This window comes from Acidimicrobiales bacterium, from assembly GCA_035316325.1.
Lineage (GTDB): Bacteria > Actinomycetota > Acidimicrobiia > Acidimicrobiales > VFJN01 > DASXTK01.
On record DATHJB010000170.1, the window covers coordinates 21213 to 45171 of the forward strand.

The 23959-nt window shown below is 73.0% G+C and carries 21 protein-coding genes and 1 tRNA gene; 15 read left to right on the forward strand and 7 right to left on the reverse strand.

The annotated features are described in order from the left end of the window. The first annotated feature begins 19 nt into the window (after positions 1-19). The 4 genes from VK611_22250 to VK611_22265 all read left to right on the forward strand — a co-directional run bounded on the left by VK611_22250 (position 20) and on the right by VK611_22265 (position 4785). A complete protein-coding gene (locus VK611_22250; protein HMG44071.1) occupies positions 20-829 on the forward strand; it encodes a type III pantothenate kinase in 810 nt (269 codons plus the stop codon). 6 nt (positions 830-835) lie between these two features. Then, the gene (lysS, locus tag VK611_22255) at positions 836-2257 is read left to right on the forward strand and encodes a lysine--tRNA ligase (GenBank protein HMG44072.1); all 1422 of its coding nucleotides are present in this window, start codon (positions 836-838) and stop codon (positions 2255-2257) included. Continuing rightward, on the forward strand, positions 2254-3414 hold the full coding sequence (locus tag VK611_22260) for a serpin family protein (protein ID HMG44073.1): 1161 nt from the start codon (positions 2254-2256) through the stop codon (positions 3412-3414). The genes lysS and VK611_22260 overlap by 4 nt, the downstream gene beginning before the upstream one ends. Before the next feature lie 63 nt (positions 3415-3477). Further along, positions 3478-4785, forward strand: a complete 1308-nt coding sequence (locus tag VK611_22265; protein ID HMG44074.1) for a serpin family protein — start codon at positions 3478-3480, stop codon at positions 4783-4785. Here VK611_22265 and VK611_22270 read toward each other — a convergent pair. The 4 genes from VK611_22270 to VK611_22285 all read right to left on the reverse strand — a co-directional run bounded on the left by VK611_22270 (position 4755) and on the right by VK611_22285 (position 10705). Further along, a complete protein-coding gene (locus VK611_22270; protein ID HMG44075.1) occupies positions 4755-6224 on the reverse strand; it encodes a DUF4915 domain-containing protein in 1470 nt (489 codons plus the stop codon). The two genes, VK611_22265 and VK611_22270, sit on opposite strands and share 31 nt — an antisense overlap. A 49-nt stretch (positions 6225-6273) precedes the next feature. Further along, on the reverse strand, positions 6274-8832 hold the full coding sequence (locus VK611_22275; protein HMG44076.1) for a hypothetical protein: 2559 nt from the start codon (positions 8830-8832) through the stop codon (positions 6274-6276). 84 nt (positions 8833-8916) lie between these two features. Then, the gene (locus VK611_22280) at positions 8917-9552 is read right to left on the reverse strand and encodes a response regulator transcription factor (protein ID HMG44077.1); all 636 of its coding nucleotides are present in this window, start codon (positions 9550-9552) and stop codon (positions 8917-8919) included. Positions 9553-9580: 28 nt separating this feature from the next. Then, positions 9581-10705, reverse strand: a complete 1125-nt coding sequence (locus tag VK611_22285; protein HMG44078.1) for an ATP-binding protein — start codon at positions 10703-10705, stop codon at positions 9581-9583. Positions 10706-10788: 83 nt separating this feature from the next. Here VK611_22285 and VK611_22290 point away from each other — a divergent pair, with 83 nt between their 5' ends. Further along, positions 10789-12264, forward strand: coding sequence for an MFS transporter (locus VK611_22290; GenBank protein HMG44079.1), 1476 nt, complete (start codon positions 10789-10791; stop codon positions 12262-12264). Between the two features lie 6 nt (positions 12265-12270). On the opposite strand, the gene VK611_22295 is transcribed toward VK611_22290, so the two are convergent. After that, positions 12271-13275 carry a polyprenyl synthetase family protein gene (locus tag VK611_22295; GenBank protein HMG44080.1) on the reverse strand — a complete coding sequence of 335 codons (1005 nt, stop codon included), beginning with the start codon at positions 13273-13275 and terminating at the stop codon, positions 12271-12273. 105 nt (positions 13276-13380) lie between these two features. Between VK611_22295 and VK611_22300 the strand changes: the two genes are divergently transcribed. From VK611_22300 to disA, 5 genes are all read left to right on the forward strand, one after another. Continuing rightward, positions 13381-14115 (forward strand): Clp protease N-terminal domain-containing protein, encoded by a 735-nt coding sequence (locus tag VK611_22300; protein ID HMG44081.1) that lies wholly within the window; start codon positions 13381-13383, stop codon positions 14113-14115. Between the two features lie 169 nt (positions 14116-14284). Further along, on the forward strand, positions 14285-16849 hold the full coding sequence (locus VK611_22305; GenBank protein HMG44082.1) for an ATP-dependent Clp protease ATP-binding subunit: 2565 nt from the start codon (positions 14285-14287) through the stop codon (positions 16847-16849). A 33-nt stretch (positions 16850-16882) separates the two neighbouring features. Further along, positions 16883-17638, forward strand: coding sequence for a hypothetical protein (locus tag VK611_22310; protein ID HMG44083.1), 756 nt, complete (start codon positions 16883-16885; stop codon positions 17636-17638). A 37-nt stretch (positions 17639-17675) separates the two neighbouring features. After that, the gene (gene radA / locus VK611_22315; protein HMG44084.1) at positions 17676-19037 is read left to right on the forward strand and encodes a DNA repair protein RadA; all 1362 of its coding nucleotides are present in this window, start codon (positions 17676-17678) and stop codon (positions 19035-19037) included. A 28-nt stretch (positions 19038-19065) separates the two neighbouring features. Beyond that, positions 19066-20136 (forward strand): DNA integrity scanning diadenylate cyclase DisA, encoded by a 1071-nt coding sequence (disA, locus tag VK611_22320; protein ID HMG44085.1) that lies wholly within the window; start codon positions 19066-19068, stop codon positions 20134-20136. 41 nt (positions 20137-20177) lie between these two features. Here the strand turns inward: disA and VK611_22325 are convergent, their stop codons facing one another. Beyond that, complete coding sequence (locus VK611_22325) at positions 20178-20837, reverse strand: Crp/Fnr family transcriptional regulator (GenBank protein ID HMG44086.1); 660 nt, start codon at positions 20835-20837, stop codon at positions 20178-20180. Between the two features lie 109 nt (positions 20838-20946). Between VK611_22325 and ispD the strand changes: the two genes are divergently transcribed. From ispD to VK611_22350, 5 genes are all read left to right on the forward strand, one after another. Further along, entirely contained in the window at positions 20947-21594 is a 648-nt protein-coding gene (gene ispD / locus VK611_22330) for a 2-C-methyl-D-erythritol 4-phosphate cytidylyltransferase (GenBank protein ID HMG44087.1), read from the forward strand. Then, positions 21591-22097 carry a 2-C-methyl-D-erythritol 2,4-cyclodiphosphate synthase gene (gene ispF, locus VK611_22335; GenBank protein HMG44088.1) on the forward strand — a complete coding sequence of 169 codons (507 nt, stop codon included), beginning with the start codon at positions 21591-21593 and terminating at the stop codon, positions 22095-22097. The genes ispD and ispF overlap by 4 nt, the downstream gene beginning before the upstream one ends. 212 nt (positions 22098-22309) lie before the next feature. After that, entirely contained in the window at positions 22310-23137 is an 828-nt protein-coding gene (rlmB, locus tag VK611_22340) for a 23S rRNA (guanosine(2251)-2'-O)-methyltransferase RlmB (protein HMG44089.1), read from the forward strand. A gap of 13 nt (positions 23138-23150) precedes the next feature. Further along, positions 23151-23321 carry a hypothetical protein gene (locus VK611_22345; GenBank protein HMG44090.1) on the forward strand — a complete coding sequence of 57 codons (171 nt, stop codon included), beginning with the start codon at positions 23151-23153 and terminating at the stop codon, positions 23319-23321. A 49-nt stretch (positions 23322-23370) separates the two neighbouring features. Further along, entirely contained in the window at positions 23371-23769 is a 399-nt protein-coding gene (locus VK611_22350) for a hypothetical protein (GenBank protein ID HMG44091.1), read from the forward strand. A 57-nt stretch (positions 23770-23826) separates the two neighbouring features. Here the strand turns inward: VK611_22350 and VK611_22355 are convergent. Beyond that, positions 23827-23899 (reverse strand) — tRNA-Thr (locus VK611_22355). Between the last annotated feature and the right edge of the window lie 60 nt (positions 23900-23959).

Here is a 23959-nt window from a genome sequence, read left to right on the forward strand (position 1 = left end):
CGTAGCCTCACGGGCCGTGATGCTCCTGGCGATCGACGTCGGCAACACCCAGACGGTCATCGGGCTGTACGACCTGGAGCCCGACAACGGCCACAACGTGCAGAAGCGCCTGGCCGAGACGCACCTGCTCGACCACTGGCGGGTCGCCACCAACGCCGAGCGCACGGCCGACGAGCACGCCCTCGTCGTCCAGGAGTTCCTCGGTTTCCACGGCTTCTCGTTCGACGAGGACATCGGCGGCGCGGTGCTGTGCTCGTCGGTCCCCCGGGTGACCGGGGCGATCCGGCGCATGACCGAGCGCTACTTCGGCTTCCCGACCGTCGTGATCGAGCCGGGGATCCGCACCGGCGTGCCCATCCTCTACGACAACCCGAAGGAGGTCGGCGGCGACCGCATCGCCGACGCGGTGGCGGCGTTCGACCTGCTCGGCGGCCCCACCGTGGTGGTCGACTTCGGCACCGCCACCACCTTCGAGGCCATCTCCGCACGTGGCGAGTACATGGGCGGCGCCATCTTCCCCGGCATCGACATCAGCCTCGACGCCCTGTTCGAGCGGGCCGCGGCCCTGCGGCGGGTCGAGCTGGTGGAGCCCCGGCACGTGATCGGCCGGTCGACGGTCGAGTCGATGCAGTCGGGCGTGATCTACGGCTACACGTCGCTGGTCGACGGCATGGTCAAGCGCATCGAGGCCGAGTTGGGTGCGGAGATCCGGGTCGTCTCCACCGGGGGCCTGTCGGGCCTGATCACGCCCCTGTCGGCCACGATCGAGCACCATGAGCCGTTCCTCACGCTCCATGGCCTGCGCATCATCTACGAGAAGAACCTGTAGCCCCTCATGACCGACGAGCTCCGCCCGCCCTACCGCGTCGACGTGACGCACCGGGCGGCCCAGATCCAGTCCACCCACGCCGACCTGGCCGACGGCGAGAGCACCGGCGTCACCGCCACCGTCGCCGGGCGGGTGATGCTGCTGCGCGACCAGGGCCGCGTCGTCTTCGCGACCCTGCGCGACTCCAGCGGGTCGATCCAGCTGATGGCCACCCTCAAGGCCACGGAGGGCTTCGAGGCTCTCCAGAAGCTCAACCTGGGCGACTGGGTGGTCGCCACCGGCGAGATCATCCGCACCCGCCGGGGCGAGCTGTCGGTGCAGGTGGCGTCGTGGCAACTGCTGGCCGAGGCCCGCCGCAGCTTCGGCGACAAGTGGCACGGCGTGTCCGACACCGACCTGCGCTACCGGCAGCGCTACGTCGACCTGTGGGCCAACGAGCGCAGTCGCCAGGTGTTCCTGGCCCGCAGCCGGGTCATGTCGCTGACCCGGCGCTGGCTGGAGGACCGGGGCTTCGTCGAGGTGGAGACGCCCGTGTTCCACCCCATCCCCGGCGGTGCGCTGGCCCGGCCGTTCACCACCCACCACAACGCCCTCGACCTCGACCTCTACCTGAGGATCGCTCCCGAGCTGTACCTGAAGCGCCTGGTTGTGGGCGGCTTCGAGCGGGTGTTCGAGCTGGCCCGGGTGTTCCGCAACGAGGGGCTCTCCACCCGCCACAACCCCGAGTTCACGATGCTGGAGCTGTACCAGGCCTACGCCGACTACGGCGACATCATGTCGCTCACCGAGGAGCTGGTGGCGTTCCTGGCGGCCGAGATCACGGGCTCCACCAAGCTCACCTACGGCGACCGCGAGGTCGACCTGACGCCGCCGTGGCGCCGGGCGACGCTGGCCGAGCTGGTGGAGGAGCACGCGGGGGTGCGGGTCGACGTGCGCATGCCGCTCGACGACCTGCGGCGGATCGCGTCGGAGCACGGCGTGGAGCCCGACCCGGCGTGGGGCCCGGGGAAGCTGGTGCTGGAGATCTACGAGAAGACCACCGAGACCGAGCTGTGGGGCCCCGTGTTCGTGTGCGACTACCCGATGGAGGTGTCGCCGCTGGCCCGGGACCACCGGGAGGTGCCCGACACCGTCGAGCGCTTCGAGGCGATCGTGGCGGGGCGCGAGCTGGCCAACGCCTTCAGCGAGCTGGTCGACCCGGACGAGCAGCGGCGTCGCTTCGAGGAGCAGGCCCGCCAGAAGGCCGCGGGCGACGCCGAGGCGATGGTGGTCGACGACGACTACGTGCGGGCGCTGGAGTACGGGCTGCCGCCGACCGGCGGGCTCGGCATCGGCATGGACCGGCTCATCATGCTGCTCACCGACACCCACTCGATCCGCGACGTGGTGCTGTTCCCCACGCTGCGACCCGAGCAGGACCAAGGGTGAGCCCGACCGTCAAGGCGGACGTCGGGCGCCTGACCCCGCCGGACGACGCACCCGTCGCCGAGCTCGTCGCCGGGTTGCGGACCTTCGGCCTGCGGTTGATGGCCTCTCAGCCCGCGGAGCTCAACCTGGTCGTGTCGCCGGCGAGCATTGCCCTCGCCTTCGCCATGGTGGAGGCAGGTGCGAGCGCGTCGACGTCGGCCGACATAAGGCGGGCGCTCGCCCTCCCCGCACCGCCGGGCCTCCACGGGGCGACCAACGCCCTGTCCGTCCGGCTCGACGCCGTGCGTCGGGAGGGCGTCACCCTCGACGTCGCCAACGCCATCTGGGGCCAGGTGGGGCTGCCGCTCGGCGCGGGCTTCCTCGCGTCGATCGCCTCGCACTACGGCGCCGGCGTCGCCACCGTCGACTTCGCCGCCGACCCCGAGCTGGCCCGCCAGGAGATCAACCGGTGGGTGGCGGACGTGACCCGGGAGCGGATCCCCGAGCTCTTCCCGGCCCGGATGATCGATGTCGACACGATGTTCGCGGTCGTCAACGCCGTCTACCTGGACGCCGCGTGGCACACGCCGTTCGACGAGTCGCGCACCCTCGACCTCCCCTTCACGTTGACCGACGGCTCGAGCGCCGACGTGGCCACGATGCACAACGCGCGGTTGTCCACCCGGGCCGCGGTCGAGCCCGACCACAGCGCCGTGAGGTTGCCCTACGAGGGCGGCGACCTGGCGATGGTGGTGCTGGTCCCGGCCGGGTCGACCACACTGGCCGCCTTCGAGGCGTCGCTGACGGGGGAGCGGCTCGCCGCCATCGTCGCCGGGCTCGGCCACGACGTCGTCGATCTGAGCCTCCCGCGCTGGGACATCGGCACTGCCCTCGACCTGGGCCCGCCGCTCTCGGAGCTGGGCCTGCGCATCCCGGGCGGTGACCTGAGCGGCATGGCCCCGGATGCCCTCATCGGCGCGGCGGTCCACGCCGCCAACATCACCGTCGACGAGAAGCGGACCGTGGCGGCCGCGGCGACCGGTGTCGTGGCCGGCCGTACAGGGATGCCGCCCCCACCGTTGCGGATCGCCGTCGACCGGCCGTTCCTCTTCGTGGTGCAGCACGAGGCGACCGGCGCGCCGCTCTTCATCGGGCGCGTCACCGACCCTCGCACCTAACACCGCCGACCTACGATGCGGTTTCTCGGGAACCGCGCGGGCTGCGAGGAGAGTCTGAGTGTCATGGCCGCCATTCCCCTGCGCCGACTGGTCGCTGCTGCGCTCGCCTGCTCGTTGCTCACCGCCGCGGCCTGCGGCGACGGTTCCTCCGACGACACCGGTCGCGCCGACGAGAGCTCCGACGCCGACGGGCCGGCCGGGCAGACCGTGAAGGCCGACCTCGCCCGGGTCAGCCCGCCCGCCGACGCTCCTGTCGACCAGGTCGTCACGGGCCTGCGCGACTTCGCCCTGCGCCTCGCCGCCTCCGAGGACCCCGGCGAGAACGTGGTGCTGTCGCCCACCAGCATCGGCGTCGCCTTCGCCATGGCCGAGGCCGGTGCGTCCGACGCCACCGCGGCCGACATCGCCGAGGTCTTCGGCTTCCCCGACCAGCCGGCGGTCCACGAGGCGATGAACGCCCTCACCGCGCAGCTCGACGCCACCAACCACCCCGGCAACGAGGACTCGGAAGGCGTGACGCTGGAGCTGGCCAACGCCCTGTGGGGCCAGGAGGGCCTCGAGTTCGGGCCGGAGTTCCTCGACACGCTGGCCACCCAGTACGGCGCCGGGGTCGACACGGTCGACTTCGCCGGCGACCCCGAGGGCGCCAAGGCCGCCATCAACGGCTGGGTGTCCGACGTGACCCGGGAGCGCATCCCCGACCTGATCTCCGAGATCGATCCGGCGACCGTGGTCGCGATCGTGAACGCCATCTACCTGAAGGCGTCGTGGCAGACCCAGTTCGCCGAGGATCTCACGAGCGACGGACCCTTCACGCTCACGTCCGGCTCGACGGTCGACGTGCCGACCATGCACGCCTCGTCGCTCAACACCTCGGCGGCGGAGGGCGACGGGTGGCAGGCGGTGCGGCTGCCGTACGACGGCAACGAGCTGTCGATGGTCGTGGTGGTGCCCGACGAGGGAACGTCGCTGGCCGACTTCGAGTCAGGCCTCGACGGCGCCGGGCTGGGGCAGATCCTCGACGGGCTCGAGTCCGCCTCGGTCGACCTCAGCCTGCCCCGCTTCGAGGCCAGCTCGGCGCTCGACCTGGCAGAGCCGCTGTCGGCCCTGGGCCTGACCATCCCCGGTGGCGACCTGGGCAGGGTGGCGCCCGGCACCTCGGTGGCGATCGGCCAGGCGGTGCACGCCGCCAACATCACCGTCGACGAGAAGGGCACCGAGGCCGCCGCCGCCACGTTGATCATGGGCGTCACCTCGATGCCGTCCGAGATCCTCACGATCGACGTCGACCGCCCGTTCCTGTTCGTCGTCCAGCACGACGAGACGGGTGCCCCCCTCTTCTACGGCCGCATCACCGACCCGAGGGGCTGACCCTCCACCGGAGCTGACTCGGGCTCCACGGGATTCACGGGCTCGGCGGCGGCCTCGACCACCACCTCGCCGCTGGTGCGGCGGCCGAACCAGCCCCGGCCCGTCTGGTGGAGGGCGAGGCGCAGCTCGTAGCGGCCGGGTTCGTCGGGGGCCACCAGCAGCACCTCCACCTCGACCCGGTCGTCGGCGTGGAGCAGGCGGGGGAGCGCCGACAGAGGGCCACGGCGGAAGAGGTTCCGGTCGTCGCTCCGGATCCAGCGGGCGCCCACCCGGACGGGGTGCGGCGGCACCGAGGCGAGTGCCAGCGGCGAGTCGTTGACCACCGTCACCGTGAGCGTGCCGGCGCCGCCGGATCGCAGCGGCCCGGTCGGCAGTGTCGCCTGCACCTTGCAGCGCCCGGCGGCCTCGCGGTCGAGCAGCTCGCCCGCGGTCGCCAGCGTCGCCGCCGTCGCCGCCGTCACCAGGTGCACCCGAGCCGTCTCCGGTGCCGAGTGGCGCCCGGGCTCCCGCCCGTCGCCCCGGTGCTGCTCCACCGCCCGAGCCGGGTTGGCCCCGAAGCCGACGGCCACCGCCCGGGCCAGCTCCGGTGGCACGGGCAGGATGTCGTAGACCTCGAGGCAGGGCATGCGCACCCGCCCGACCACGGTGAAGCTGTCCAGGTCGACCACCACCACCTCGGCCCGGTCGTCGTCGTCCTCGCGGTGGGCGTTGCCGCCGACGATCGCCCACGGCCCCACCACGGCCAGCCCTCGTGAGAACCGGTCGACGCCCACGCGCCGCACCACCCGGCCCGTGGCGTCGCACTCGGTGAGGGTGCCGCGGGTCGACTCGCACAGCAGCCACCGGTCGCCCACCCGGCGGGGGTGGTGGGGGTGCGCCAGGTCGGACAGCACGTCGACGCCCCGCTCGACGTCGTGGACGAAGCCCTCGGTGGCCGCGCCGTCGCGGTCGCCGTCGCCGTCACCCGCCCGCCAGGCCTTGTGCCGGTCGAAGCGGCCGAAGGCGCAGACGTGGAGCCGCCCGTCGACGGTGACCAGCGAGTTGACGTGCCACGAGTCGGGCACCGTGCCGCCCCGCCACACGACAGTGGGAGGGCGGCCGGGCTCCGTGCGCCACACGATGCCGTCCCAGCTGGAGGTGACGAGCAGGGCGTCGTCGTGCCAGCAGATGTCGTGGGGGTCGCGGATGGTGTCGAGGCGCTCGTAGCTGCGCACGCCCTGGTCGTCGTAGGAGAGCAGCTCGCAGGCGGCGGTCTGCTCGCCCGGCGCCCGCAGCGCCCGCCACAGCCGCCCACCGCCCAGCGCCAGGCCCGAGGTGGGGATGTTGTCGAGCGCCTCGGGCTCCCCGTCGGTCAGGTCGTAGATGCCCCCGCCCCAGCGCCCGAACCCGCTCACCAGCAGCCGCCGATCCCCCAGAGCGTGCTGCCACGACGCCTTCATGTGGGCACGGTACCCGCGGCCACCCGGCCGTCGCCGGGTGGCCGCTCACTCAGGTGAAGCGCTCGTCGATGACCTCGACCAGGCGGCGGCCGGACTCGACGGGGCCGACGCCGCGGCGCTCCATGGCGACCCCGGCGGCCAGCAGGGTGACGCCGCCGGCGGCGAGCCAGGCCCAGGTGGGCAGGCCGGCGGTGACGCCCAGCGTCTCGTGGACGGTGACGGCAACCACCAGGGCGGTGCCGGCGAACAGCGGCCCGGCCAGCCGCCACGCGCCACCCGCGGCGACGGCGAGCACGCCGACGATGCCGGCCAGCGCGGCGTGCCCCGAGGGGCCGCCGTCGACCCGCTCCACCAGCGCCGCGCCGCCCAGCAGGACGACGGGCGGGGCGAGCGTCAACCACGACGTGGTGTCGAACCGGCGGCGGGTCTGCAGGCCGACGGCGAGCAGCAGCACGGCGACCGGGGCGACGTAGGCGTCGGCGGCGGTCACGTCGGCGGAGGACAGCAGACCCCACGTGCCGATGGTCATGGCGGTCCCGCCGAGGACACCGACGTCGAGCTGGTCGGTGACGAGCCCGACCGCTGCCACCCCCGCGCCCAGGAGCAGCAGGACCGTCGAGAAGGCCACGCCGTCGCCGGTGCCGAGGCACAGGCCGGCACCACCCGCCACCACCGCCGACACCAGCGCCGGTGGCGCCCAGCGGCCCGGGAGGCTCCCGGCGAGCCCGAGCCAGACGAGGCTCGTCACGGTCACGACGATGCCGGCCTCGGGCAGCGTCCATCCGACGTCGACGGCCAGCCCGGCGGCCACGATCGGCCCGGCGCAGCCGACCCCGATCAGCCCCGCCGGCTCGTCCAGGCGCAGGGTGTCGGCCAGGAGCAACCCCATCACCAGGGCGGCGACCCCCGCGGCCCCGAGCGGCGACAGCCAGACGGTGGTCACCAGGGCCACGACCATCCCGACCCGGGGGATCGTGGCCAGCGTCTCCTCACCCGGCCCCTGCGTCGCCCGGTCGAGCACCAGGGCCATGACCCACCCGATCACGACGAGCCCCAGGCTCATCGCGGCCCACCGTTCCTCCCGGGCCAACATCGCCGCCCCCGCCGACACCGGCACCAACCCCAACATCGCCAGCTCGAACGCCCGCGCCGACTCCTTGGCCGCCCTCACCGCCGCCGCCCGAGCACCGAATCCCGGGGCCACCCATGGCCCTGGAACCGGCACTGGAGGCGGGGCCACCGGCGCCGGGGTCGGTCGGCGGGAGGCGTGGACGGCAGCCTCGGCGATGGCCAGGGCGCCGACGGCGGCCAGCGCGGCGGAGAGGGGGAGCATCTCCCAGGCGGCCAGGGGTGCGGCGGCCACGAGGGCGACCGCGAAGAGCTGGTCGGCCGAGGCGGCCCGGGAGAACCTCGGGGCGACCAGGACCGCGGCGGCGCCCAGCAGGCCCAGCGACACCGCCGCGGCCTCCGGTCGGCCGGTGAACAGCAGCGCCGCCGCCGCAGCGCCGACGACCGCGGCCGACAGCGACTGCGCCGACACCAGGCTCGTCGCCGCCAGCAGCCAGGTCGCCGTGACCGCCACGGCCGCCATGCCGGCGACCGGCGACGGGTCGACGTCCGTGACCGAGCCCCAGAACAGCACGACGGAGAACCCGATCGTCAGCAGCGCCGTGACCGCCATCCCGATCTCGGCGACGACACCGGCCGGCCCCCGCCAGAACGGATCGCGGGCGTAGGCCCGGTGCACCACCTGGGTGGCGAGGCAGAGGAACGCCACCGCCGCCAGCGACGAGGCGTCGTCGGGCTCGAACCGGACCCATGTCGCCGTCAGCCCCACCAGGCCGGCGGCGACCCCGGCGAGCACCAGCGCCACGCTGCGGCGACGGGCCCCCAGCACGCCCAGCGCCAGGCCCGACAGCAGCCCGGTGGCCGCGGCCGCCGGACGGGGGCCGCCGACGAGCCCCAGCTGGGTGAGGGTGCCGGCGAACGGCAGCTCCGCCGTCGACGCCGCCGCCAGTGGGGTGGCGAACCCGGCCAGCACCGCCCAGGCGCCGGCACCCAGGTCGAGCCGCAGCTTTGACCGTTGCGGCTCCACGAGGCCGGCCGCCGCCAGCGCCACGCACGAGAGGACCACGCCCGCCGGCACGGTCGTCACGCCCCCGACGCCCGCCGCCAGCACCACCACGCCCGCCCAGGTGGCGAAGCGCAGCACCACCGAACGCTCGTGGGCGGGGCCCTGGGCTGACGCCACCCCGAAGACCACGGTGGCCGAGAGCCCCTGGGCGAACAGCATCTGTGGCCACTCCCAGCCGGCCCGCACGCCCACGGCGGCCACGTCGATCGGCACCAGCAGCACGCCGAGGTGGAACAGTGCGCTGGCGGTGATCGGCAGCGTCGGGCGGAGGCGCTGGTGGGCCGCCAGGCAGATGCCGGTGACGGCGAGGAGGGCGCCCAGCTTGGCGCCGTCGGGGATGTCGTCCCAGCGGATCGTGATGAACGTGGCGGCTGCGGCGAAGAGGAGGAACGCTCCCAGCCCCGCCGTCCACATCGCGCCGGCGGGCGAGCCGTGGGGCGCCGAATCGGTCGTGTCGGTCGTTGGCGTTGCCATGCCGGGCAGCGTCCGCCACCACGGCCCGACGCTGAACCCGGCGCGTCCCCCACCGCTCGGCGGGTGGACCCCAGGGGGCGGGGATTACTCGATCCCGTGCTCCAGGGCGTAGCGGATCAGCTCCTGCTTCCGGTTGAGGTGGAGCTTCCCGAGGATGTTGCGCACGTGGTTCTCCACCGTCTTCTCGGCGATGTAGAGCTGCTCGCCGATCTCCCGGTAGGTGTGGCCCCGGGCGACGTACTGCAGCACCTCGCGCTCGCGCTCCGACAGCGGCTGCATCGGCCCGGACGCCTTCGTCATCCGCCGGAACTCGCCCAGCACCAGCGACGCCAGCGCCGGCGAGAACACCGGCTCGCCGTGGGCGGCCCGCCACAGGCTGTGCCGCAGCTCCTCCGACGGCGTCGTCTTCACCAGGTAGCCGTTGGCACCGGCGGCGACGGCGTCGAGGAGGTCGCGCTCCTGCTCGCTGACGGTGAGCATCACGATGCAGGTGTCGTCGCCGCAGTGCCGGGCCACCTTCAGCCCGCCGCCGCCCGGCATGTTGAGGTCGCAGACGACGAGGTCGGGCTTGGTCGACTTGATGACGGCGATGGCCTCGTCGGCGTCGCCCGCCTCGCCGATCACGTGGAAGTTCGACCCCAGGTCGGCCTTGAGGCCGGCTCGCCAGATGGGATGGTCGTCCGCCACGACCACCCGGACGGCCTTCAGCTCGCTCGCCATGGCTGCTCAGCGTAGGGCGGACGCCCGCTCAGGTCGGCACCCAGCAGCGGACCTCGGTGCCCCGGCCCGGGTTGCCGTCGACCTCCACCCGGCCGCCCACCTCGGCGATCCGACCCCGGATCGACCGCGACAACCCGACGCCGTCGGCCACCGCGCCGTCGTCGAACCCCGCCCCGTCGTCCTTCACCGAGCAGAACAGCGACCCGTCCGCCGGCTCGGCGAACACCGTCACCGTCTGCGCCCCGCCGTGCTTGCCGGCGTTGGTGAGGGCCTCGCCGATGGCGCCGACCAGGGCGTCGGCCACGTCGGGCGCCACCGGCGGCAGGTCCGGGGCCAGGACCACCCGGGCGCCAGCGCCGTAGCGGTCCTCGAACAGGGCGGCCGCGGCCCGCAGCCGCGACCCGACCTCGCCGCCGCCGCTGATCGTCGTCGGCGACTCGAACAGGTACTCCCGCAGCTCCCGCTCCTGCTCGTGGGCCAGCCGCACGACGTCCTCGTCGGTGGCCCGGCGCTGGACCACGGCCAGCGTCTGCAGCACCCCGTCGTGCAGGGTGCGGGCGATCTCCTCCCGGGCCTGGGCCCGCGAGATCAGCCGTTCGGCCTCCCGCAGCTTCACGGTGATCAGGCCGGCGGTTGCCCCGGCCAGGGCGTAGAGCACCACCGACGACAGCGGCGACACCAGCTCGCGGCGCTCCCAGACGAAGCCGGGCTCGATGAGGTCGTCGGCCATGTAACCGAGGCCGACGATCGCCCCGGCGACGAGGCCGCCGCGCCCGGCGAAGACGATGCCGGCGGTGATGATGCCGGCCAGCGGCCACACCGAGCCGAGCATCTGGGCGTGGGAGACGCCGTTGTAGGCCAGCTCGTCGCCGACGGCCAGGGCGAACCCCACCGCCACCTCGCCGGCGATCACGGCCGGACGGGTGAGCAGCCGCACGTCGCGCCGCAGCATCACGGTGGCGGAGGCGGTCACGGCCAGGGCGACGGCGACCAGCAGGTAGGCGACCCAGGGACGGGTGCCCGGGTCGTCGATCTCGGGACGGCTCAGCATCAGGACCACCGCCATCCACGCCCACGCCAGCCACCGGAACACGGCCACGCCGCTCAGCAGGCCTCGGACCAGGGAGTCCTCACGCTCGGCCTCGGCCATCATGAACCTCATTCTGCCGCGCCCGGGTAGGCAGGGCGGCGGGAACAGGTTGGTCGGCCGCCGGTGTTCACCGTCAGGATGTCGTGATGCCCGACCTGCCGACGCCGGTGAACGCCGCCTCGACGTCGCTGGGCGTGGACGACCTGCCCCTTGCGCCGCCCTCGGCCGACCCGGCCGCCGGGGTGTGGATGCCCGGGCGGCGGCGTCTGACCGCCGGCCTGGTGCTCACGGTCACGCTGGTGGCGTTCGAGTCGCTGGCGATCTCGACGGTGCTGCCCGAGGTGTCCGACGAGCTGGGCGGCCTCGGCCTCTACGGCTGGGTGTTCTCGGGGTTCTTCCTCGGGTCGCTGCTGGGCATCGTGGTCGCCGGGCAGCTGTGCGACGAGCGGGGCACCTGGCTCCCGTTCGCCCTGGGTCTGAGCCTGTTCGCCGTCGGGCTGGCGGTGGGCGGGGCGGCCCAGTCGATGCCGATGCTGGTCGCCGGCCGGGTCGCCCAGGGCATCGGCGCGGGCGCAATCCCCGCCGTGGCCTACGCCACGGTCGGCCGGGCCTTCCCGAGCGACTTGCGTCCCCGGGTGTTCGCCGTCTTCTCCTCGGCCTGGGTCGTCCCCGGCCTGATCGGCCCGGTCGCCGCGACCACCATCGCCGAGGCCCTCTCCTGGCGGGCGGTGTTCTGGGCCCTCCTCCCTCTGGTCGGGGTCGCCGCCGCCATGACCCTCCCGGCCCTCTCCCGTGCCCACCCCGTCACCGACGATCCCACCCCCACGCGGGCTCCCGAGTCCGGCGACGTCGCTGCCGGCATCGTCGACCGGCGGCGGGATGCGGTGGTGCTGGTGGCGGGCACGGCGGTGCTGCTCGTGGGCCTGGGGGCGTCGTCGCCGGTGCTCGGCGCGGCACTGGTGGTCGGGGGTGCGGCGCCCGCGGTGTGGGCCTTCCTGCGCCTGGTGCCCGCCGGGACCGCCCGCCTCGCCGCCGGGATGCCGGCCGCGGTCGCCGTGCGGGGCATCCTCACCTTCGCCTTCTTCGGCGCCGACCTCTTCGTCTCGCTGGCCATCACCGACGGCCGCGGCAAGTCGACCTGGCTGGCCGGCATGGGCCTCACCTCCGCCACCATCCTCTGGACAGCGGGATCCTGGGTGCAGCAGCGGCTGATCCACCGGGTCGGCCCCCGCTGGCTGGTGCGGCGGGGCTTCCTGCTGGTCGCCGCGGGGATCGTCGGCATGCTGGTGGTCCTCCAGCCGGTGCCGGCCTGGCTGGTGGTCCCCGCCTGGGGCCTGGCGGGGCTGGGCATGGGCATCGGCTACGCCCCGCTGTCGGTCACGGTCCTGAGCCTGGCCGCCGCGGGCCAGGAGGGCACGGCGAGCGCCTCGTTCCAGCTGTCCGACGTGCTGGGCGTGTCGCTGGGCACCGGCCTGTCCGGCGTGTTCGTGGCGCTCGGCGACGGCCGGGGCTGGGCGACCACGTCGTCGCTCACCTTCGCCTTCACGTTGGCGGGCCTGGTGGCGTTGGGCGGCATCGTCGCCTGCGGCCGCCTCCCCCGGATGCTCCCGGCGAGCGACTAGAGCCGACTAGCCCCGGGGCGAGGCGTCGAGGCCCAGCACCAGGTGCTCGGCCGCCGCCGCCAGGGCCGACGCGGCGGGTCCCGGCGGCACGTCCGCCAGCGCACCCACGGCCTGACCCACGTACTGCCGGGCCACCTCGGTCGCCTCACCGACGCCCGAACCCGCCCGCACCAGCTCCAGCGCCTTCACCCGGGCGACGTCGTCGATCGGCCCGCCCAGCAGCTCCCGGAGCTGGTCGCCGTCGGGACCGGTGAACGCCCGTAGCACCGGCAGGTTGTAGACGCCCTCGACCATGTCGTGGCCGGCGGGCTTGCCGAGCTCGTCGTCGGTGGCGACCACGTCGAGGATGTCGTCCACCACCTGGAACGCCATCCCGTAGCTGAGGCCGTAGTGCCCCAGCGCGTCGACGACCGAAGCGGGCGCCGCGCTCACCATCCCGCCGATCCGGCAGGCCGTCTCGTACAGCGCCGCGGTCTTGCCGGCGATGGCGTCGAGGTAGGCGGGCTCGCCGCGGTCGACCTGGTAGGCGACCTGCAGCTCCTGCACCTCGCCCACGCACAGCCGCCCGATGGTGCCGGCCAGCATCTGGGCGATGGCGGTGCCCAGCCCGGCGGCCAGCTCCGACGCCCGGGCCAGCAGGAAGTCGCCCGAGATGATGGCCCGCAGGTTGCCCCAGCGGGCGTTGACGCTCTCCACGTTGTGCCGGGTGGTGGCCTCGTCGAGGACGTCGTCGTGGTGCAGCGACCCGACGTGGACCATCTCGCAGGCGACCCCGCCGATGACCGCGTCCTCGCTGGCCGTCGCCACCGTGGCCCCGTCGCCCGCCGTCACGGTCGACGACACCACCGCCAGGACCGGGCGCAGACGCTTGCCGCCCGCCCGCACGAGGTGCGAGGTCATCTCGGTCAGGTCGGCGTGGGGGGTCTCGGTGGCCGCGAGCAGCCGCTGTTCGATGCGATCGCGCAGCGCCGGCATGCCGTCCAGCGCGAGCAGGGGGTGGGGCGCAGGCACGACCGTCACGCTAGGGCCGGGATCGGAAGCCCCCGAAATCCCAGCTCACACCCGCTACCGTCGGGGTAGGCGGACGAGGCGGGGTAGGCGGACGAAGGGGGCGAGGTGTTCGAGCGGTTCACGGACAAGGCCCGGCGGGTGGTGGTCCTCGCACAGGAGGAGTCCCACCGCCTGGGCCACAACCACATCGGCGTGGAGCACGTCCTCGTCGCGCTCGTCCACGACGACGAGAGCCTCGCCGGGGGCGCGCTGGCCGATCTCGGCGTCGACCTGCCCGGCGCGCGGGCGGCGGTCGAGGACCTGGTGGGCCGCGGCGACGGCACCCCGTCCGGCCACATCCCGTTCACCCCCGCCGCCAAGCGGACGCTCGAGCTCTCGCTCCGCGAGGCGCTGTCGCTCGGGCACAGCTACATCGGCACCGAGCACCTGCTGCTGGGACTGGTGAAGGAGCTCGAGGCCGAGGAGTCGGACCTGCTGCCCCGCCTGGACCTGTCCCCGGCGCAGGTGCGTCAGGCGGTGACCGCCCGACTCACGGGGGGTCAGGTCGAGGAGGAGCCTTCGGTCACATCGGGCCGTCTGACCGTGACCTCGGCGAGCACGCCGTGGCCCGCGCACGTCCGACCCACCTCGCTGGCGGCGTCGGTCATGAGCGGTGTGAGCGACGAGGCCACCCGGCGCCGACATCCCCGGATGGGCAGCGAGCACCTCCTGTTGTGGCTGCTCAGCCGGCCCGACGGCGGGGCGATGCGGGCGCTCCGGGCCGAGGGCGTCGAGGTCGCTGCGCTGCGACGGCGCCTCGAGCAGATGCTGGCCGAGGCCGGAGATTCCACAGATCCGTGACGTCTGGCGCCCGACCGGGCCCGGCGACCACTAGCCTGACCAACTCTTGCTGTCCGCTCCGAAGAACGGTGCAGAGACGGGCAGCGAGCGCATCGTCTTCGAGGGTGGACGCAACACCCTCCGGGGTACACTCGCCCCACGGATTCCCCCGACGGGTGGGAGGCAGGTCTTGTTCGAACGGTTTACCGACCGGGCTCGACGGGTGGTAGTTCTGGCCCAAGAGGAAGCTCGGCTCCTCAACCACAACTACATCGGCACCGAGCACATCCTCCTGGGCTTGATCCACGAGGGTGAGGGTGTCGCCGCGAAGGCGCTCGAGTCGCTGGGCATCAGCCTCGAGGCCGTCCGCAACCAGGTCGAAGAGATCATCGGCCAGGGCGGATCGTCGCCGTCCGGTCACATCCCGTTCACGCCCCGCGCCAAGAAGGTCCTGGAGCTGTCGCTCCGCGAGGCGCTGCAGCTCGGGCACAACTACATCGGCACCGAGCACATCCTGCTGGGGCTGATCCGCGAGGGCGAGGGCGTCGCCGCCCAGGTGCTCGTGAAGCTCGGAGCCGACCTGTCCCGGGTCCGTCAGCAGGTCATCCAGCTGCTGTCGGGGTACCAGGGCTCCGGTGGCCAGGGTCCCGAGAAGGCCGGCGCCACCGCCGGTACCGGCACGGGCGAGAGCCAGCCCACCGGTTCGCTGGTGCTCGACCAGTTCGGCCGCAACCTCACCCAGCTCGCTCGCGAGAAGAAGCTCGACCCGGTCATCGGTCGTGCCCGCGAGATGGAGCGGGTCATGCAGGTCCTGTCCCGCCGCACCAAGAACAACCCGGTGCTGGTGGGCGAGCCCGGCGTCGGCAAGACGGCGATCGTCGAGGGCCTGGCCCAGGGCATCGTCGCCAACGAGGTGCCCGAGACCCTCAAGGACAAGCAGCTCTACACGCTCGACCTGGGCGCGCTGGTCGCCGGCTCCCGCTACCGGGGCGACTTCGAGGAGCGCCTGAAGAAGGTGCTCAAGGAGATCCGCACCCGCGGCGACATCATCCTGTTCATCGACGAGATCCACACCCTGGTGGGTGCGGGTGCCGCCGAGGGCGCCATCGACGCCGCGTCGATCCTGAAGCCGATGCTGGCCCGGGGCGAGCTGCAGACGATCGGCGCCACCACGCTCGACGAGTACCGCAAGCACCTGGAGAAGGACGCGGCCCTCGAGCGGCGCTTCCAGAAGATCACGGTCGACGAGCCCACGGTCAGCCACACCATCGAGATCCTCAAGGGCCTGCGTGATCGCTACGAGGCCCACCACCGGGTCACGATCACCGACCAGGCGCTGGTCGCCTCGGCCAACCTGGCCGACCGCTACATCAGCGACCGCTTCCTGCCCGACAAGGCCATCGACCTGATCGACGAGGCCGGCTCCCGCCTGCGCATCAAGCGCATGCAGACCCCGACCGACTACAAGGACCTCGAGAACGAGCTCGCAGGCATCGTCGAGTCGAAGAAGAAGGCCGTCGAGCAGCAGGACTTCGAAGAGGCCGGCCGTCTCCGCGACAAGGAGAAGGAGCTCCTCGCCCAGAAGGAGTCCAAGGAGCGCGAGATCAAGGACTCGGGCGTCGACCTGTTCGACGAGGTCGACGAGGAAGCCATCGCCGAGGTGCTCTCGGTGTGGACCGGCATCCCCGTCTACAAGCTCACCGAAGAAGAGACCCAGAAGCTCCTCCGCATGGAGGAAGAGCTGCACAAGCGGGTCGTCGGCCAGGAAGACGCCATCAAGGCGGTCTCCCAGGCGGTGCGGCGCACCCGGGCCGGCCTGAAGGACCCGAAGCGTCCCACCGGCTCGTACATCTTCCTCGGCCCCTCCGGCGTCGGGAAGACCGAGCTGGCCAAGACGCTGGCCGAGTTCCTCTTCGGCGACGAGACGGCGCTGATCCAGCTCGACATGTCCGAGTACATGGAGAAGCACACGGTGTCCCGCCTGGTGGGCTCGCCCCCGGGCTACGTGGGCTACGAGGAGGGTGGCCAGCTCACCGAGGCCGTGCGGCGCAAGCCGTTCTCGGTGGTGCTGTTCGACGAGATCGAGAAGGCCCACCCCGACGTGTTCAACACGCTGCTGCAGATCCTCGAAGAGGGTCGCCTGACCGATGCGCAGGGTCGCTCGGTCGACTTCCGCAACACCGTGCTGATCATGACCTCCAACCTCGGTACGCAGGACCTCCGCAAGGCCAACGTGGGCTTCGCCCGGGCCGACGAGGCCGTCACCTACGAGCGCATGCGCGAGAAGGTCACCGACGCCCTCAAGGTCCACTTCCGGCCCGAGTTCCTCAACCGGATCGACGAGGTCATCGTCTTCCACGAGCTCACCAAGCCCGAGGTCACGCAGATCGTCGACCTGATGATCAAGCGGGTCCAGCGTCAGCTCGAGGGCCAGGGCCTGGGCCTGGAGCTCACCACCGAGGCCAAGCTGCTCCTGGCCGACAAGGGCTACGACCCTGCGCTCGGGGCACGGCCGTTGCGCCGGGCCATCCAGCGGCAGGTCGAGGACCCTGTCTCCGAGCGGATGCTGCTCAAGGAGTTCCGGGCCGGCGAGATCATCGTGGTCGACGTCGAGGAAGACCCGGAGACCGGCGAGAAGGGCATCGTGTTCCGGGCGATCGAGGGCTTCACGCCCCCGTCGCTGGAGATGGCCGACGCGGGTGGGTCCGCCGCCCCGGCTGCCGAGCCCACGCCGGCCGCCTCGGGCGACAGCTGATCCGCTCGCTCATCATCTAACGTCCCCTGCCCTGTGAGGTATCGACGCGGACTCCTGGCGGTGCTGGCCGTCGTGTTGACGGCCGGCTGCCAGGTCCGTACGGCGGTCACGGTGACGGTCGAGGACGACGGCTCGGGGACGGTGGAGGTGGCCGTCGGGCTCGACGCCGAGGCCCTGGGTCGGGTGCCCGATCTCGACGCCAGCGGTGTGTCCGATGGTGCCGACCTGGTGCGGCTGGTGCGGGTCGACGACCTGACGGCCGCCGGCTGGTCGGTGGGTGAGGTGTCGTCGCCCGATGGTGAGGGCTTCGTGTGGCTGCAGGTCACCAAGCCGTTCGGCACTCCTGGGGAGGCTCAATCGGTGCTGGCGGAGCTGACGGGGCCGGACGGTGGGCTGCAGGACCTGTCGGTGTCGCGGTCGGCGTCGTACGGCCAGACCTCGTACGAGTTCTCGGGCGTGGCCGACCTCAGCGGCGGCCTGGAGTCCTTCGGCGACGAGGGCCTGGCCACGGCACTCGACGGCGAGCCCCTCGGTGAGGACCCGGCCGACATCGCCCAACGCCTGGGCGCGCCGCTGGAGGAGATGGTGAAGCTCTCGGTCGACGTCTCCCTCCCCGGCGACGTCACCGACGAGTGGTCGCCCGTGCTGGGCGGCGCCCCGGTCGACATGGCGGCGGAGTCCACGGTCTACAACCGCTCCGTGCTGGCCCTCACCGTGATCGCCTTGGTTTCAGCGGTATCCCTGGTCGTCGTACTGCTCCTCCGCCGCCGGACTTCTTCCTCGGGGTAGGCCCTTGACTGTCACACCCCCTCAATAAGGTCGGGGTGTGGCTCGAACGAAGACCGTCTACCGCTGTAGCGACTGTGGCGCCGAGGCCCCGCAGTGGACCGGCTGGTGCTCCGGCTGCCAGGCGACGGGCACCCTGGTGGAGTCCCAGGTGACCGCGGCGCCGCGAGTCCTGGCCTCCCTGGCGCCGGCCGCGCCCGCCATACCCATCGCCGAGGCCAGCACGGGTGGCGTGGCGCCGCGGCCCACCAACATCGCCGAGGCCGACCGGGTGCTGGGCGGCGGCCTGGTGGCGGGGTCGGTGTCGCTGCTGGGCGGCGAACCGGGCGTCGGCAAGTCGACGTTCCTCCTCCACCTCGCCTCGGCGGTGGCGTCCGACGGGCGGCGTTGCCTCTACGTCACCGCCGAGGAGTCGGCCCAGCAGGTGGCGGCCCGGGCCGAACGGATCGGGGCGATGGCGGGCAACCTGTGGCTGGCGGCGGAGACGGTGCTGCCGAACATCCTGTCGCTGCTCGACGAGGTGCGGCCCGAGCTGCTGGTGGTCGACTCCATACAGACCCTGGTCGATCCGGAGCTGGGGGCGGCGGCGGGGTCGCTGACGCAGGTGCGGGGCTGCGCGCAGACGCTGGTGGCGGAAGCCAAGCGGCGCGACCTCACCGTGGTCATGGTGGGCCACGTCACCAAGGACGGCGGTCTCGCTGGGCCCAAGGTGCTGGAGCACGTGGTCGACACGGTGCTGTCGTTCGAGGGCGAGCGCCACCACGCCCTGCGCCTGCTGCGGGCCACCAAGCACCGCTTCGGCGGCACCCACGAGCTGGGCCTGTTCGAGATGGGCGACTGCGGGCTCATGGGCGTGCCCGACCCGAGCGCCCTGTTCCTGACCGACCGGCAGGTCGGCATCCCCGGCTCGGTGGTGGCGCCGGTGCTCGACGGCCAGCGCCCGATGCTGGTCGAGCTGCAGGCGCTGGTGGTGCCCACCCAGGCGCCGATGCCGCGGCGCACGGCCCAGGGCGTCGACAGCGGTCGGCTGGCCCAGGTGCTGGCGGTGCTGGAGCGACGCATCGGGCTGTTCGTGAGCAAACACGACGTGCACGTGGCCGTCTCCGGCGGCGTGCGGGTGCGGGAGCCGGGCGCCGACCTGGCCATCGCCCTGGCGGTGGCGTCGGCGTTGACCGATCGGCCGTTGCCGCCGCAGATGGTCGCCTGCGGCGAGGTCGGGCTGTGCGGCGGCCTGCGGCAGGTCCAGGGCACCGATCGGCGGCTGGCGGAGGCGGCCCGGCTGGGGTTCACGTCGGCCCTCGCGCCTGCGTCGGCACCCGATCCACCCGCCGGTCTCCGGGTGGGGCGATTCCGCGCCCTGCACGAAGCGGTGACCGCAACACGCCTCGTCAACGGGTCGTGAGACATGGGCACAGTACGCTTGCGGCGTGGTGACCCGGCGCACTCCCGAGCTGTTGGCGGCCCTGGCCGCGGTGGCACCGGGCATGCTGCTGCGCGAGGGGCTCGACCGCATCCTCCAGGCCAACAAGGGTGCTCTGATCGTCGTGGGCGATGGTCCCGAGGTCTTGAACATCTGCTCCGGTGGCTTCTTGCTCGATGCGGCCTTCAGCCCGCAGCGGCTGTCGGAGCTGGCGAAGATGGACGGAGCGATCATCCTGGCCAGCGACGCCAGCCGCATCGCCCGGGCCAACGTGCACCTGGTGCCGAACCCCAACGTGCCCACGTCGGAGACGGGCACCCGCCATCGCACCGCCGAGCGGGTGGCGCGGTCGATCGACGTGCCGGTGATCTCGGTGTCGGAGGACATGGCGATCATCGCCGTCTACGTCGGCGACCGGAAGCACCCGCTGGCCACGATCCCGCAGCTGCTCACCCGGGCGAACCAGGCCCTGCAGACGCTGGAGCGCTACCGCACCAGGCTCGACGCTGTGACCAGCTCGCTGGCGGCGCTCGAGGTGGAAGACCTGGTCACGGTGCGCGACGTCGTGGCAGTGCTGCAGCGCACCGAGATGGTGGGCCGCATCGCCGACGAGATCGCCGCCGACATCGTGGAGCTGGGCGTCGACGGCCGGCTGGTGTCCCTGCAGCTCGACGAGCTGATGGGCCGGGTGGAGGACGACCGCCGCCTGGTGGTGCTCGACTACTTCCACGAGGAGTCGGGCTGGCACATCGACCAGGCGATGGCGGCCCTCGACGACCTCGGCACCGAGGAGCTGCTCGACCTCAAGGCGGTGGGGGCGGCCCTCCACCTGCCGGGCACGGCGCTCGACCTCGACGCCCACGTCGAGCCCCGGGGCTGGCGGCTGCTGTCCCGCATCCCGCGGCTGCCGGAGTCGGTGGTGGCCCGGATCATCGACCGCTTCGGCTCCCTGCAGAAGATCATGCGGGCCACGATCGACGACCTCGACGACGTCACCGGCGTCGGCGAGTCGAGGGCCCGCTCGATCAAGGAGGGCCTGTCCCGCCTCGCCGAGACGAGCATCCTGGACCGCTACTCGTAACCCGCAGCCCCGCTCCGACCACGGCGAACCATGGTGGTGAGCTACCGGGCGCGGCGTTCGAGCTGTTCGCGGTTGGTGATCTTGTAGCGGCGGTCGGCCTGCTCGATCCAGCCGAGGCGGACGAAGCTGGCGATGGCCTTGTTCACCCGCTCGCGGGAGGCGCCGACGATGGCGGCCAGCTCCTCCTGGGTCACCGGCAGCACGAACTCGTCGTTGCCCGACGCGATCTCCAGCAGCCGCTTGGCGGTGCGGCCGGTCACGTCGAGGAACACCGAGTCGGCCAGGACGTCGTCCATGATCCGCACCCGGTCGGCCAGCATCGACACGACGCCCCAGAGCAGCTCCGGCCGCTCCTCGTAGATCTGCCGCACCGGGGCGAAGGCCACGGCCAGCAGCGTCGACGGCTCCAGGGCCCGAGCCTCGGCCGAGCGCCCCAACGGAAGGAAGAAGCCCATCTCCCCGAACAGATCCCCGTCCTCGACCAGGGCCACCACGGCCTCGCGGCCGTCGATCGAGCGCTTGGAGATGGCGATGCGACCCTGGATCACCACGTACAGCCGGTCCGGCTCGTCGCCCTCACGGAACACGACATCGCCCCGGCGCAGGCTCTCGCGACTGCTCTCGTTGGCCAGGCGCGTCAGTTCGTCGGGGCGAAGCTCCTTGAAGAGATCGACGCCTGCAAGCAGGTCAGCGGGGGTCACGCTCAGGAACGTTAACCACGGAAACGCCATCTGGGTGGACACCACCCCCGGCATCCGACCCCGCCGGGTGGCCACCGCCCTCAGCTTGCGTGGCTAGGTTCTTCGTGTCATGGGCTCGGTGTGGACGATCGTGGTCGCGGCCGGCAGCGCCAGGCGGTTCGGTCAGCACAAGCAGTACCAGCCGCTCGGCGATCGCCGGGTGCTCGACTGGTCGCTCCAGGCCGCCCGGTCCGTGTCCGACGGTGTGGTCCTGGTGGTCCCCAGCGAGTACGCGGAGTCGCCCGAGCCCGGCGCCGACCGGGTGGTCGCTGGTGAGGACACCCGCTCCGGCTCGGTGCGCGCCGGGCTCGACGCGGTGCCCCCCGAGGCCACCGTCGTCCTGGTGCACGACGGTGCCCGCCCCCTGGCCGGCGGCGACCTGTTCGAAGCCGTCGTCGCCGCCGTGGAGCAGGGGGCCGACGCCGTCGTGCCCGCCATCCCGGTGACCGACACGGTGCGGTCGCGCACCGACGGCGTCGTCGACCGGGCCGACCTGGTGGTGGTCCAGACCCCGCAGGCGTTCGACGCCGCCGTGCTGCGCGCCGCCCACGCCGGCAGCGACGAGGGCACCGACGACGCCTCGCTGGTCGAGGCCATCGGCGGCACGGTCCAGCTGGTGTCGGGCACGCCCACCAACCTCAAGATCACCTACCCGACCGACCTCCTGCTCGCCGAGGCCCTGCTCCCCGGCATCACCTACGGCCGGGCCGCCCCATGAGCGACGGCGGGAGCGTGCCCGGCATCCGGATCGGGCAGGGCTACGACGTGCACGCCTTCAGCGACGACCCGGCGCGCCCCCTGGTCATCGGCGGTGTCGAGTTCCCCGGCGCACCCGGCCTCGCCGGTCACAGCGACGCCGACGTGCTGGCCCACGCGGTCACCGACGCCCTGCTGGGCGCCGCCGGCCTGGGCGACATCGGCCAGCACTTCCCCGACACCGACGCCCGCTGGGCCGGCGCCGACTCGATCGAGCTGCTCACCAGCGCCGTCGCCGACGTCCGGGCTGCCGGCTGGTCGCCGCAGAACGTCGACTGCACGGTCGTCCTGGAGTCCCCGAAGCTGGCCCCTCACCGGTCGGCCATGGAGGAGCGCCTGTCGTCGGCCGTCGGCGCCCCCGTCACCGTCAAAGGAAAACGAGCCGAGGGCCTCGGCGCCCTCGGCCGCCACGAAGGCATCGCCTGCCTCGCCGTCGCCCTCGTCACCAGGAGCACCGCCACATGAAGCCGAACCGAGGACGAGGACGCGGGGGTGCTCCCGGTCGGGACGCACCGGCCGGCAAGGGTGCGTCGAGGCGGGGCGGGACGACCGGTGGGCGCGGCGTCGGGTCGGGAGCCCGTGGCGCCGCTGGTCGAGGCGCGGCCGGGGGTGGCACCGGCCGGGGAGCGGGCAGCCGGGGGTCGAGCGGTACCGGGCGGACACCGCCGCCGACCCGGGTGCGGCCGGGGAGCCGGACGACCACCACCGCGATCCCCTCGGCACGGCGGGGGCAGAGCAAGGACCGCCGCACCGTCGGCGGCGACCAGGTGGAGGGCCGTCAGGCCGTCCGGGAGCTGCTGGTGGCCGGTCGCCGCAAGGCGCACGAGATCTGGATCGCCGGCGACACCGAGGCCGCCCCCATCCTCGACGACATCCGCGAGATGGCCGCCGCGGCCCGCACCCCGGTCCGCGAGGTGAGCCGCGGCAAGTTCGCCGCCCAGGCCCGCTGCGAGGCGCCCCAGGGCGTCCTGGCGATGGCGGCAGGCCTCGAGGAGGCCTCGCTCGACGATCTGTTGAGCGGCTCCACGCAACGGGGGCGGAAGGTCGCCCCCTTCCTGGTCGCCCTCGACGGCGTGACCGACCCCGGCAACCTCGGCGCCGTGCTGCGCTCCGCCGAGTGCGCCGGCGCCACGGGCGTGGTGCTGCCCCGCCACCGGGCGGTGCACGTCACGCCGGCCGCCACCAAGGCCGCCGCCGGAGCCGTCGAGTACCTGCCGATCGCCCTGGTCGGCGGCCTCCCCGCCGCCCTGGCGCAGCTGTCGAAGGCGGCCGTCCTGGTGGTCGGGCTCGACGGCGCCGCCGACAAGCAGCTCGCCGACCTGAGCCCGGCCGACGGCCCGGTGTGCCTGGTGCTCGGGGCCGAGGGCCGGGGCCTGTCGCGCCTGGTCCGCGAGCGCTGCGACGAGGTGGTCGCCATCCCCCTGGGGGGAAGGCTCGCGTCGCTCAACGTCGCCGCCGCCGGAACTCTCGCCTGTTTCGAGATCGCCCGCCACCGCTCGGGGTAGCTTCGGACCCGAGATGCTGATGGTCCAGTCCGAACAGTCGGGTGCCGTGCTGCTCCTCACGGGCGGGGTGTCGTTCCTCGTGGAGTCGCCGGCGGAGGTCGAGGCGCACCGCCGCGGCGGCGTCCCGCTCATCTCCGTGGCCCACACGCAGTTCCGGCGCTACGAGTCGGTCCGCAAGGCCTGACCCCGGAACGACTTGCGGCCGCCCCGGCCCGGGCGACCAGAATGCCCTGGTGACAGCGGGCTGGACACCGGAGCTGCGGGTGCACGAGACGGGCGCGGGCTGCCGTCTCACGCTCGTCGGCCTCTCCTACGGGCACGGCGAGACGCTGCAGGACGCGGCCGACGACCTCGTCCTCCGCGTCTTGAACCTGGTGCTGTGCCTGCGGTCGTCCGGCTTCCGGGTCCCCGCCGGCGTCGGCGCCCCCGACCCCCGGCTCCTCGATCTCCTGTGGGAGCTGGCGGACCTCGCGGCCCGCGGCGAGAACATCCGCACCCGCCTGCTGGGGCGTCGCGGAAGCGTCCGACCCCGCCACCTGACTCCGGCGGCCGCCGGTAGTCCCGCCAACCACCCCGCCGCCGCCCCAAGCGGTCTCGGGCATTCGCCGAGGCCGTTACATTCATACGGATGAGCGACTCCGCCCTCACCGACCCCGGCGTCGGCCCGTGGTCGAGCGAGTGAGCAAGTGAGCCGGAAGTGGGACTCGAACCCACGGCCTGCTGTTTACAAGACAGCTGCTCTGCCAACTGAGCTATTCCGGCAACGAGCCCTAGATGCTTGCATCGCGGGGGCCGTCACGCCAACGTTTCCGAGTGCAATGA

What these genes read in the sequence shown, in the direction of transcription:
- VK611_22250 (HMG44071.1), top strand. Translation starts at nt 20, where the DNA reads ATGCTCCTGGCGATCGACGTCGGCAACACCCAGACGGTCATCGGGCTG.
- VK611_22290 (HMG44079.1), top strand. Translation starts at nt 10,789, where the DNA reads ATGCCCGACCTGCCGACGCCGGTGAACGCCGCCTCGACGTCGCTGGGC.
- VK611_22275 (HMG44076.1), bottom strand. Translation starts at nt 8,832, where the DNA reads ATGGCAACGCCAACGACCGACACGACCGATTCGGCGCCCCACGGCTCG.
- ispF (HMG44088.1), top strand. Translation starts at nt 21,591, where the DNA reads ATGAGCGACGGCGGGAGCGTGCCCGGCATCCGGATCGGGCAGGGCTAC.
- lysS (HMG44072.1), top strand. Translation starts at nt 836, where the DNA reads ATGACCGACGAGCTCCGCCCGCCCTACCGCGTCGACGTGACGCACCGG.
- ispD (HMG44087.1), top strand. Translation starts at nt 20,947, where the DNA reads ATGGGCTCGGTGTGGACGATCGTGGTCGCGGCCGGCAGCGCCAGGCGG.
- VK611_22285 (HMG44078.1), bottom strand. Translation starts at nt 10,705, where the DNA reads ATGATGGCCGAGGCCGAGCGTGAGGACTCCCTGGTCCGAGGCCTGCTG.
- VK611_22345 (HMG44090.1), top strand. Translation starts at nt 23,151, where the DNA reads ATGCTGATGGTCCAGTCCGAACAGTCGGGTGCCGTGCTGCTCCTCACG.
- VK611_22265 (HMG44074.1), top strand. Translation starts at nt 3,478, where the DNA reads ATGGCCGCCATTCCCCTGCGCCGACTGGTCGCTGCTGCGCTCGCCTGC.
- VK611_22280 (HMG44077.1), bottom strand. Translation starts at nt 9,552, where the DNA reads ATGGCGAGCGAGCTGAAGGCCGTCCGGGTGGTCGTGGCGGACGACCAT.
- VK611_22270 (HMG44075.1), bottom strand. Translation starts at nt 6,224, where the DNA reads ATGAAGGCGTCGTGGCAGCACGCTCTGGGGGATCGGCGGCTGCTGGTG.